Annotated in this window: 13 protein-coding genes and 1 pseudogene; 4 read left to right on the forward strand and 10 right to left on the reverse strand. The window is 43.0% G+C overall.

Going from position 1 to position 10,667, the window contains the following annotated elements; genetic code table 11:
* Nucleotides 1-34: 34 nt before the first annotated feature.
* The 9 genes from atpE to ACEYV4_RS02305 form a co-directional block, all read right to left on the reverse strand.
* Nucleotides 35-253: a F0F1 ATP synthase subunit C gene (gene atpE, locus ACEYV4_RS02265; RefSeq protein WP_373841822.1), complete on the reverse strand. Its 219-nt coding sequence runs from the start codon at nt 251-253 to the stop codon at nt 35-37.
* 24 nt (nt 254-277) lie between these two features.
* Nucleotides 278-985 (reverse strand): F0F1 ATP synthase subunit A, encoded by a 708-nt coding sequence (gene atpB, locus ACEYV4_RS02270; protein WP_373841823.1) that lies wholly within the window; start codon nt 983-985, stop codon nt 278-280.
* A 251-nt stretch (nt 986-1,236) separates the two neighbouring features.
* Complete coding sequence (locus ACEYV4_RS02275; RefSeq protein ID WP_373841824.1) at nt 1,237-2,019, reverse strand: YibE/F family protein; 783 nt, start codon at nt 2,017-2,019, stop codon at nt 1,237-1,239.
* Nucleotides 2,016-3,131 (reverse strand): YibE/F family protein, encoded by a 1,116-nt coding sequence (locus ACEYV4_RS02280; protein ID WP_373841825.1) that lies wholly within the window; start codon nt 3,129-3,131, stop codon nt 2,016-2,018. The genes ACEYV4_RS02275 and ACEYV4_RS02280 overlap by 4 nt, the downstream gene beginning before the upstream one ends.
* 152 nt (nt 3,132-3,283) lie before the next feature.
* Nucleotides 3,284-3,919, reverse strand: a complete 636-nt coding sequence (gene upp, locus ACEYV4_RS02285; protein ID WP_373841826.1) for a uracil phosphoribosyltransferase — start codon at nt 3,917-3,919, stop codon at nt 3,284-3,286.
* Between the two features lie 103 nt (nt 3,920-4,022).
* Nucleotides 4,023-5,051, reverse strand: coding sequence for an L-threonylcarbamoyladenylate synthase (locus tag ACEYV4_RS02290; RefSeq protein WP_373841827.1), 1,029 nt, complete (start codon nt 5,049-5,051; stop codon nt 4,023-4,025).
* A gap of 5 nt (nt 5,052-5,056) precedes the next feature.
* Nucleotides 5,057-5,920, reverse strand: coding sequence for a peptide chain release factor N(5)-glutamine methyltransferase (gene prmC, locus ACEYV4_RS02295; protein WP_373841828.1), 864 nt, complete (start codon nt 5,918-5,920; stop codon nt 5,057-5,059).
* On the reverse strand, nt 5,913-6,995 hold the full coding sequence (prfA, locus tag ACEYV4_RS02300; protein ID WP_373841834.1) for a peptide chain release factor 1: 1,083 nt from the start codon (nt 6,993-6,995) through the stop codon (nt 5,913-5,915). Before prfA ends, prmC begins: the two co-directional genes overlap by 8 nt.
* 9 nt (nt 6,996-7,004) lie before the next feature.
* Nucleotides 7,005-7,595: a thymidine kinase gene (locus tag ACEYV4_RS02305; RefSeq protein ID WP_373841829.1), complete on the reverse strand. Its 591-nt coding sequence runs from the start codon at nt 7,593-7,595 to the stop codon at nt 7,005-7,007.
* Between the two features lie 181 nt (nt 7,596-7,776).
* Here ACEYV4_RS02305 and ACEYV4_RS02310 point away from each other — a divergent pair, with 181 nt between their 5' ends.
* From ACEYV4_RS02310 to ACEYV4_RS02320, 3 genes are read left to right on the forward strand one after another with little or no spacing between them, the layout of a single operon-like run.
* Nucleotides 7,777-9,117 (forward strand): MurT ligase domain-containing protein, encoded by a 1,341-nt coding sequence (locus ACEYV4_RS02310; protein ID WP_373841830.1) that lies wholly within the window; start codon nt 7,777-7,779, stop codon nt 9,115-9,117.
* Nucleotides 9,117-9,824 (forward strand): type 1 glutamine amidotransferase, encoded by a 708-nt coding sequence (locus tag ACEYV4_RS02315; protein WP_373841831.1) that lies wholly within the window; start codon nt 9,117-9,119, stop codon nt 9,822-9,824. The genes ACEYV4_RS02310 and ACEYV4_RS02315 overlap by 1 nt, the downstream gene beginning before the upstream one ends.
* Nucleotides 9,825-9,834: 10 nt before the next feature.
* A complete protein-coding gene (locus ACEYV4_RS02320; RefSeq protein ID WP_373841832.1) occupies nt 9,835-10,134 on the forward strand; it encodes a hypothetical protein in 300 nt (99 codons plus the stop codon).
* 89 nt (nt 10,135-10,223) lie between these two features.
* Here the strand turns inward: ACEYV4_RS02320 and ACEYV4_RS02325 are convergent.
* Nucleotides 10,224-10,508 (reverse strand): annotated as a pseudogene (locus ACEYV4_RS02325) (gluconate permease); the annotation flags it as partial.
* Nucleotides 10,509-10,531: 23 nt separating this feature from the next.
* Between ACEYV4_RS02325 and ACEYV4_RS02330 the strand changes: the two are divergent.
* Nucleotides 10,532-10,667 (forward strand): hypothetical protein (locus ACEYV4_RS02330; RefSeq protein WP_373841835.1); only part of this gene is annotated, 136 nt, incomplete at its 3' end.

Genomic DNA, 10,667 nt, shown 5'->3' on the forward strand with positions numbered 1-10,667 from the left:
CCTCCTTATTAGAAAAATGAAAAACAATTAATAATTACTTATTCATAACAAGGAAGCCAATAACGATAGCAATGATAGGCATAGCTTCAATCAAACCAATACCAATAAACATCGTTGCCTGTAATCTACCCTGTAATTCTGGTTGACGTGCGATACTGTCGACAGTGTGTCCAACCAAGATACCATCACCGATACCACCACCGATAGCGGCACCCATAGCCGCGAGACCTGCAGCAATTGCTCCTAATGCCATTTTAAAATTCCTCCTTAGAGATTATTATTCGGAAATCTTCCGAGAAATATAAACCGTCGTTAATGTTACAAAGACATAAGCCTGGATTGCACCGATAAATACTGAGAATCCTTGCCAACAAAGCTCCAGAAGTAATCCTGGAATAATAGTCAAAATACCATGTGAAAAAGCCATGTTAGCAATTAAACTCATTAACAGTTCACCAGCAAAAATGTTACCAAAGATCCGGAGACCCAGCGTCAAGAAGTTAGCGAAATCTTCAATGATGTTAACCGGAAACATTAGCGTAAATGGTTTAGCGTAATTTTTGATATAACCACCAACGCCATTGTGCGCTACCCCAGCAAAGTGGGCCATCGTCATTACCATCAGTGAGAGGGTTAACGTTACAACTGGATCCGCCGTGGGACTTCTAAGCACTTCCGCCCCATTCCAATGGAACTGGAACAGCAAACCGAATTGGTTAGCGAAGAAGATGAAGACGAACAAGACAAAGGCAAAGAAACTGTAATGGCCCTGTTCTTCAGCTGGCATCTGACTTCTAACAATCCCGTTCGTGAAATCAACTAACCACTCAAAGACGTTTTGTGCACCAGTTGGTTTCATCTTGATCTTTCGTGACATCCCGTAAAGAGTGAAGAATACGATTACGTAAATAATCAGTCCAGAAACAATGTTCGTTGTATTGAACGTGAGTCCGAAAAGCTTAAAAGTTAAAGCATCACCGCCCATTCATATTCCACCTCTTTCCTTATAACAATAATTTGGCTTGTAAATTGGATGAACGTCGCAAAAAGAAAACGTATTAAGCCCAAGTTACGTAAGTAATATATCATTATTTAAGTAAAATTTCAAAAGATCTTAAACATACCTAATTTTTTGATCAGCCGAAGATGCCTAATTTGTGCTATTTCACGTTTAATGAAACAAATTCATAATTTTGTTTTATTAAAATTCCTTAATTTCGTTCACTCACTTTTTAATTAACTCTTATTATGCTTAACTTTGGTAACGTCAACCAAATGGTGCCGGCGCTTCGTCATTACCCAAGCTGTCATTGGCACGGTAATGAGGACCCCAATAAAGGAAACTAAGATCTCTAACATCTCCGCGACAAAAATCTTATTATTCATAATTGTCCCCAAAGAATAATGAAGCCCGGCAAACCAGATAAAGAGAGCTAAAAAGCCACCAAAGACTCCAAAAAACAAGGTATTAAACGTGGTCCCGATGATCTGACGACCGATGGTTAGTCCGCTACTCATTAAATGCCGATTTGTAATTTGAGGATGGTTAGCAAGCACTTCGGTTAGCCCCGAAGCAATTGCCATCGCGGCCTCCGCAATTGCCCCCAGAGTACTTAGCACCATTACAGTCTCTGACACCTTAAGGTAGGAAATTCCAATTAAAATCGACATTCCCTCCAGCTCATCACTGTCTTCGGTTCCAAAGCCCTGGACCATTGCCCAATGTTCCAAACCAATGATAAAGAAAATTAGAATAGCTAGAACAATTAATGAAGCATAGAAAGCCGTTACGGTTGTCTTCAGATCGTCTTCTCCCATAAAAATCGTAACTGCCAAAATGATTACCCCAGTGGTGACCATCACAAACATTGGTGGCACATGAAAAGCAATTAACACAATTGCAAAGTAGAGAAAGCCGAAGTTCAACAAAAGACTCCAAAAAGCCGTCCATCCCTGCTTGCCACCAACTAAAACCATTAAAATCATTAATACCAATCCCAGGGCTGTTATTGTCGTCACTTTGTCCGCCTCCCTAGCAAAAATGCACCAAAAGCACTAACTAATGGAACCGCTAAAACAATCCCAATTCCGGAGACCAAACTTTGTACGGTTCCGAGGCTCATATTCATCGCAAAAGTATATCCCCATGAATTACCATTTTTAATGTAAAGAAGGCTAGACGTAAAAGTATCAGCCATGAAGATCAGAAAAAGAACGTTAATTAAGGGCCCCATAATCGACTTACCAACGTTTCGACCCGACATAAAGAGTCGCCGTGATGTTACTTCCGGTTCCAATTGCTTGAGCTCAAAGAGAGTGGCAATGATATCACTGGATTCATCCATTACTGCTCCCAGCGAACCTAACAACGTTTCGGCTAAGAAAAGGGGGCGCGGGACTTGGGTGACATACTGCATCGATTCATAATAAATTCCACGCTCGTGAGTCCAAGAAAAGACCAGTAAACTAACTCCCAGGGCGGCAAAAGTACCAATCACGGTTGCGCTAAAGGTCGCAAGCATTTTCTTATTAGGTCCTAAGACGAGTAGCAAACTAACAAAAGCAAAAATTACCGTTAAAATGCTAAAGATTGCGAGGATATGCTCACCATTATTATGAAGATCTAGCGTAACCGCAAACATGAATAGCAAGGCATTCACGACCACACTGGTTAAGGCCCAACTCCCTGCTTTCCCCATCATTACGAGCAAGAGAAAAATAACTAGCCAGGCCAAAACTACTAAGATCACATCACGCTTATAACCAGCAATATTAGCCGACAGGGTTCCATTATGATCATGTAACTGGCTTAAGAAGACCTGGTTGCCAACTCGAAAGCGCTGGTCCATTGGTTGAGAATCACTATAAGTATTATTTAATATCAGATGACGTCCCCGGTAACGACTATTCAACATAACAGCCGTTAAGCGTTGATCATGCTGATAGTCAACGTTCTTAAACTGATCGCTCGTTCGTCGCGGCTTTCCAACCGTCACCGTCTTAACAATCTTCGCGACTGGACGATGATAAAATCGCTGATTATGCATGGTGAAGCCAACACTAATGATACCCACGATTATAAGAATTACCATCAGCCAAGACCGTCGTTTTAACCATGATTGTTGAAACATTTCAAAACTTCCTTATCAATTAACACTATTTGCCATTTTACTATTTTAACTACAATAAGAAAGTTTCTGGTCTAAAACTTAATGCCTTTGTAATTTTTTAAAATAAAAAACGTTAGCAAATAATATTCACTAACGCTTTTTCAACCTGTGAATTACTTTGTACCGAAGAGCCGGTCACCAGCATCGCCAAGTCCTGGCACAATGTAACCATCCTTGTTCAAATGATCATCAAGAGCCGCCGCATAAATGTCAACGTCCGGATGAGCGTGCCGCACGGCCTTAACCCCTTCTGGAGCTGCAACCAAGCAAGCAAACTTCATGTTCTTCTCCTGACAACCACGCTTCTTTAATGCTTCAATTGCCATCATGGCAGAACCACCAGTTGCAAGCATCGGATCAACAATAAATAATTGCCGTTCCGTAATATCATTTGGCAGTTTAACAAAGTATTCATGAGGCTTCAATGTCTTTTCATCCCGGTACATCCCGATGAAACCAATCTTAGCAGCAGGAATCAGGTCGGTCATCCCATCGACCATTCCTAAGCCAGCTCGCAAGATTGGAATAATGGCTACTTTCTTACCGGCCAATTCCTTTTGAGTGGTCTTAGCAATTGGGGTCTCAATCTCAACGTCCTTTAATGGCATATCGCGTGAAACCTCATAAGCCATCAAGGTTGAAATCTCCTTCACAGTTTCCCGGAAGAATTTCGTACCAACATTCTTATCCCGAATCATCGTCAACTTGTGCTGAATCAATGGATGATCAATAACTTCAAACTTGCCCATGCCTTATACACTCTCCTTTGAATTTCTCCCCTATTCTACCAAAAAAAATGGGCAGTGACAAAGCTTCTTTGTCAAACTGCTCACAATCTTTTGTTCTGTTAATTTATTTAACCATATCATCACTAAAATGGACCCCACCAGCCGATTTATTGAGTCGGTTCATGTAGGCACCACCAAGGCCTACCGCCGGAAAGGCTTCGGTAACGATTGCCTTAACATTCGGCTGATCATCAAACTGTCGCAACCCATCGAATAACCGGGCACTGGCGTCTTTAATGCCTTCACCTAGGGAGAACTGGACGGCGTTCATCGGCAAGGTTGATTTCTGCAGGATCTTGCCCTCTGCCATAATGCCGACATCAAAAGGCTGTTTCCCGATCCATTGAATAACCTTGCCCCAGTCGGTTCCCTGATCGACGATATAAACCTGAGCATCGGGAGCATAATGCTTATATTTCATTCCTGGTGCCTTCGGGATCTCATTTTTGCCAACCTTATGGTGGTTAATATCAATAGACCCAATTACCGCTTCGATGTCTTTCTTGGTAACGGCACCCGGCCGCAAAATCACCGGTTGGTCGGTCGACATATCCAAAACAGTCGATTCAACTCCAACTCGGGTCGGCCCATTATCTAAGATCCCGGCAATTTTACCATGTAAATCATGGTAAACATGCTGAGCCGTCGTTGGACTCGGCTTACCAGAAGTATTAGCGGAAGGGCCTACCATTGGCACACCAGCCTTAGCGATTAAATCAAGCGTTGGTTGGCAGTCAGGAAAACGAAAGGCAACCGTTTTTAGGCCCCCTGTGACCGTCTTGGAAAGGGCGTGCTTCTTGATCTTTAAGATAATCGTTAGCGACCCCGGCCAAAAAGCCTTCATTAACTTACGGGCATTTTCTGGAATTTCGGCCGCATATTTCTCCACCATTGCCACAGAATTCACATGAACAATCAGCGGATTATCACTAGGCCGCCCCTTAGCCAGGTAAACTTTTTTAACTGCATCTTCATTTGTTGCGTCCGCACCGAGTCCGTATACCGTCTCAGTAGGAAAAGCTACCAATTCACCACGCTTAATAGCATCGGCAGCCGCATCAATTTCATTTAATTGAAAAATCTTAGTATCCATCCTTACTAGTTTCCTCCTGCGCCTGAAAAATCCCATACGTGTATCATCCTCATCTTTCCAGCCACGTCATGTCGTGTTTCAATTTTTGCTCGCTGATCGCACCGGTGAAGAAGCGCTTGGATCGTCTCTTCTTGATCATAACCCGTCTCACCAAACAATTGACCATCCGGTAAAAGATGGTCACCAACCTGGTTAAATAGGCGGTGATAAAATCCCAGGCCATTCTCATCGGCAAAGAGGGCAAGATGGGGCTCATAGTCTAACACCGCCTGGTCCATGATCCCCGTTGCCCGTCGATCAATGTAAGGGGGATTGGTGACAATCAGGTCAAACCGTCGACCAACAAGTTTTTGAAAAAGGTTACTGGCCACGAGTGGCAGTTTAAGGCCAAACCGTCGGCAATTCTGTTTAGCAACCGTTAATGCCGCCGGTGATAGATCGCTCAACGTTACCCGCCAGCTCGGCCGTTCTAAAGCCAGAGTAATGCCAATCACTCCACTGCCAGTGCCAAGGTCTAGCACCCGCAATGGTCGATCAGGGATGCGGTTAAGTACCCATTCTACCAGTTCGGCAGTTTCTGCTTCAGGAATTAAAACCGCCGGAGTAACTTTAAAGGCCCGGCCATAAAAGGGCGCCTGCCCAACGATATACTGAGCTGGCTCATGACGTAAAAGCCGGTCAATCGCTTGCTGAAACCAATCTTGTTCAGCTTTTGGCATCCGCTCCCGATTATGAAGAAGCAGGTGGGTAGCATCCCAACCATGGCGCATTTTCAATAGGAATTGTGGTGCCCCAGGATCCACGGTAGTCCCGGTCAGGCGCTGCCGAGCCCACCTTTGGGCAGCAAAATAGGTCCAATTATTATTCATTACGTAATTGTTCCAGCTTCTTCGTTTGGTCGGCAACAATCAAAGCTTCAATGATTTCATCTAAGTCACCATCCATCACCTTATCAAGCTTGTTAATGGTCAGGCCGATGCGGTGATCGGTTACCCGATTTTGTGGGTAATTATAAGTACGAATCCGTTCAGAGCGGTCACCCGTTCCAATGGCGTTCTTCCGTTTTTTATCGTAAGCGCTCTGTTCCTTTTGTTGGTAATAATCATAAACCCGCGCCTTTAAAATTCGCATTGCCTTAGCACGATTTTGTTGCTGAGAACGCTCATCCTGCATAGAAACCACGATCCCAGTTGGCAGGTGGGTCATCCGAACAGCAGATTCGGTCTTGTTAACGTGCTGACCACCAGCACCACTGGAACGGTAGACATCCACTCGGACATCCTTAGGATCAATCTTTACGTCAACGTCTTCAGCTTCAGGCATTACACCAACCGTCGCCGTTGATGTGTGAACCCGGCCTGCAGATTCGGTCACTGGGACTCGTTGAACCCGGTGAGCCCCATTTTCAAACTTTAACTTGGAATAAACCTTATTACCAGTAATCATCAGGGCAATTTCCTTAAAGCCACCAACTTCGGTCTCATTTTTATCGACCACTTGAACTTTCCAACCCTGCTTTTCAGCGTAGTGCAGGTACATATTATAAAGGTCAGCGGCAAAAAGACTAGCCTCATCCCCGCCAGCGGCGCCACGAATTTCCATGATAATGTTTTTATCATCATTTGGATCCTTAGGAATCAGCAGCATTTCCAAAGTTTTTTCTAGTTTAGCCTGCTGTTCCTTAGCATCGCTGAGTTCATCCTTCGTCAGAGCGGTAAGGTCCGGATCATCAGTCTCACGCAATAATTCTTCATCATCATTGATCGTCTTGGTGACCTTCTTATACTCATTATACTTCTCAACCGTTTCTCGCAGGCTGCCTTCCTCCTTAGAAAGCTTGGTAAAGCGCTGAGAATCAGCAATCACGGCTGGGTCACTGATCAATTCATTTAACTCATCATAGCGATCAGCCACCGCCTGGAGCTTATCGAAAATATCTTTCATTTCCATTGGTTATTTTCCCTCCTGTTCTTGATTTAACTTGGGGTGGAAGTAATGTTTCCGGCAAACTGGATAGTAAGACTCATTCCCACCAATTTGAACTTGTTCGCCTTCATAGACCGGCTTACCATTGTGAATACGTAAATTCATCGTCGCCTTATGTGGGCAGAACCAACAAATAGTTTTCATCTCTTCAATCTTGTCAGCATAAATCAATAAGTACTTAGAACCCTCAAACAGCTCGTTTTTAAAGTCATTCTTCAGCCCAAAGGTCATTACCGGGATATTTAATTCATCCACGATCTTAATCAACTCTAAAACGTGATGCTTCCGTAAGAATTGAGCCTCGTCAATCAAAACACAGTAAACAGGGTGATTAACGTGCTTCACATATTCATAGATATTAGTATCATCCATTACGGGAGTAACCCGACGCTTCAAACCGATTCGGCTAGCGATGACACCTTGCCCAGAACGATTATCAACACCACTGGTCATCAGGACCACCGGCTTCCCTTGTTCTTCATAATTATGGGCAACTTTCAAAATATCGATCGACTTTCCAGAATTCATTGCACCGTACTTAAAAAATAGCTGTGCCACGATAAGTACTCCTTTTATTGATAGTCTTCTTAATTATATCGAAAATTGAAATGCTTTTAAATACTTGAGCTTATGGTAGCCAGAATTACGATAATGATTTGGGACGAATAGCTTTCTTTTTACGTCCATAAAGATTAAAATTAAACGGTATTTAATTTCAATTAAGAAAGGAACTGTTTCGATGTCAATTCGAAGTTCATTTGCTGAATTTGCCGGCCGTTCCAGCTATTGGTTCCTCCATACCTTTATGCATGGGGGTAGTTCTCTGCCTGGCAAATTGACGCTCAAATTGGATCCCAACATTCTACAAGCTTTTAGCAAAAAATATAACCTCATCATCATTACAGGGACGAATGGTAAAACACTGACCACCGCACTCAGTGTTCGAGTTCTGCGGGAAAAGTATGACCAGGTTTTAACCAACCCGACCGGTTCCAACATGGAACAAGGAATCGTCACTACCTTCATTACGGCTCCCCGTGCCAGAAAAAAGGGCCTAGCAGTTCTCGAAGTTGATGAAGCTAATGTCCCGATTGTCTGTCAATATATTACCCCGCAAGCCTTTGTATTTACCAATATTTTTCGGGATCAAATGGACCGTTACGGTGAAATCTATACCACCTATAATAAAATCCTCCGCGGGGTCAAAATGGCTCCCCACGCTACTATCATAGCCAACGGGGATGAACAGCTTTTTCATAGTAAAGAGCTTCCTAACCCCATCATTTACTATGGCTTTAACCATGAACATCATCCGGCGTTTGATGCTCCTGCTAATACTGATGGTCTCCTTTGCCCCAAATGCCAACATATCCTTAAATACCATCTGCGAACCTACGCGGGCCTAGGTGACTATTTCTGTCCCCATTGTGGATTTAAGCGACCAGCGCTAACCTATGCCGTTACTAAGATCGACCACCTTACACCTACTAATTCTACCTTTGATATTGATGGTCAACAATATACCATCGGCATTGGCGGTGTTTATAACATCTACAATGCTTTAGCTGCGTATTCACTTGGCCGTTTTCTGAGCGTTGATCAACAGCAAATTAAACATGCTTTTGAATCCGATGAACGGGTCTTCGGTCGACAAGAAATTATTAACGTTGATGGCAAACAAGTGACTATCATTCTGGTCAAGAATCCAGTTGGTTTAAACCAAGTTCTTGATATGATTGAAACTGATCCTAAGCCTTTTAGCTTTGCCTTCTTGCTCAATGCCAACTATGCTGATGGAATCGACACCAGTTGGATTTGGGACGGGGATTTTGAAAAGTTGACTAAGCACCCTATTCCCCAATACATGACCGGGGGTGAACGTTACAAGGACATCACGACTCGGTTAACGATGGCTGGGGTAAAAGATATTTGGCATGAAGCAGATCTGACTAACGTAGTCAATAAAATCAAGCAAATGCCTACCAAGCATGTCTATGTTTTAGCTAGCTACACTGCCATGCTACAATTACGCAAAATGCTAACAGAAAAGGGCTATATTAAGAAAGGTGGTATGGACTAATGGCAAAGTATCATTTACGACTTGCTCACCTTTATGGCAACCTCTTAAACACTTATAGTGATGTCGGTAACATCATCGCCCTTCGTTACTACGCCAAACAAATGGATGCTGACATTGCTGTTAAAATTATTAGTATTGGTGATGACTTTGATCCCGACGATTTCGACCTAGCCCTCTTTGGCGGTGGTCAAGATTATGAACAATTAGTTGTTTCACGGGATCTTCCTAATAAGAAAGCCGGTATTGCCAAATTCATTAACGCTGGTAAGCCACTGTTGGCTATCTGTGGTGGGTACCAATTGCTTGGTCACTATTACGTTGGCGCCAATGGTGAAAAGATCCCTGGCTTGGGCATTCTTGACCACTATACATTAAGTCAAGATAATAACCGGTTCATCGGCAACATCACGATTAAAAACCCTACTACTGGGCAGGAATACCATGGTTTTGAGAATCATAATGGACGAACCTTCTTGGGTAAAGGTGAAAAACCATTAGGCATAGTTATTAAGGGCCATGGTAACAATGGTGAAGACCACACAGAGGGTGCCATCTACAAAGCTACGTATTGTTCTTATTTTCACGGCCCAATCCTAACTCGGAACGGGGAAATCGCTAAAACGTTGCTTCTTCGTGCTCTTAAGAACCGTTATCCTCACGATGACTTCAGTCAACAGGAAGCCTTAAAAATTAAGCCAACCTTTTAAGGAGAACAATGTGGAATCTTTCTTTCTTTTCGGTCTAACCATCATCTTTTTAGTTGAAAGTTTTTATGAGTCACGGTTATATCTAACTTTTCAAATGATAATCCGTCGTTCTCCACAGATTCTGGTTAACAATCACCGGTTACGACGAATAATGTGGATCGAGCAAACTTGGAATTGGTTATCCTGGGTTTTATTAATTGCCTTAATTCTCTTACCTAATCATTACACCATTCTCTTAATTAGCATCATCACTTTGATCGAAACCATGGTGGTTCATGAATTAGACCAGGCTAGATATCAAATCAAATAATACAAAAATAGTTCACTTCTTAAATGCATCTTCAAACTGAAATCAGTTTTGGTGGTGCATATCAAAAGTGAACTATTTCTTTTTTATTACTAAAAACTAATCTGCCCAGTTAAGATCAAGATCAAGGCTAGAATGCCTAAGACAGTAATTACTACAATCGCTGACCATTCTCGACGGGTAACTTGTTTAGCCGAACGGATGAAAAGCGGGATGCCTAACGCAAAGATTAAAGCACTAGCGTGAACTACTCGGTCATAAATGACCGATTTGGGTGCTTCACCACCGTTAAAAATCATCTGATAGATCGTAGCGATGGCCATGAAGATGACCGGGAATAACGAAGTTAAGGCAGAAATCCCAAACTTAGGCGTTTCGGCATCCGGAAGACAAGGCGACCGTGAGAGCAGCACTTGAGAGTGCCCTTCGCACTGGAACGGATTACGACATCGAATATCGGGTTTGTCGTGCCGACGACGGCCAAATCAGATTCTTTCGTTCCCTGGGACATCACAATCCATCCACAGAAATCGGTG

The sequence above is a fragment of the Limosilactobacillus sp. genome, from assembly GCF_041859915.1.
Classification (GTDB): domain Bacteria; phylum Bacillota; class Bacilli; order Lactobacillales; family Lactobacillaceae; genus Limosilactobacillus.

Coding starts and splice junctions, on each gene's coding strand:
- prfA (WP_373841834.1), bottom strand. CDS start 6,995: ATGAAAGATATTTTCGATAAGCTCCAGGCGGTGGCTGATCGCTATGAT.
- prmC (WP_373841828.1), bottom strand. CDS start 5,920: ATGAATAATAATTGGACCTATTTTGCTGCCCAAAGGTGGGCTCGGCAG.
- ACEYV4_RS02290 (WP_373841827.1), bottom strand. CDS start 5,051: ATGGATACTAAGATTTTTCAATTAAATGAAATTGATGCGGCTGCCGAT.
- atpE (WP_373841822.1), bottom strand. CDS start 253: ATGGCATTAGGAGCAATTGCTGCAGGTCTCGCGGCTATGGGTGCCGCT.
- ACEYV4_RS02315 (WP_373841831.1), top strand. CDS start 9,117: ATGGCAAAGTATCATTTACGACTTGCTCACCTTTATGGCAACCTCTTA.
- upp (WP_373841826.1), bottom strand. CDS start 3,919: ATGGGCAAGTTTGAAGTTATTGATCATCCATTGATTCAGCACAAGTTG.
- atpB (WP_373841823.1), bottom strand. CDS start 985: ATGGGCGGTGATGCTTTAACTTTTAAGCTTTTCGGACTCACGTTCAAT.
- ACEYV4_RS02310 (WP_373841830.1), top strand. CDS start 7,777: ATGTCAATTCGAAGTTCATTTGCTGAATTTGCCGGCCGTTCCAGCTAT.
- ACEYV4_RS02280 (WP_373841825.1), bottom strand. CDS start 3,131: ATGTTTCAACAATCATGGTTAAAACGACGGTCTTGGCTGATGGTAATT.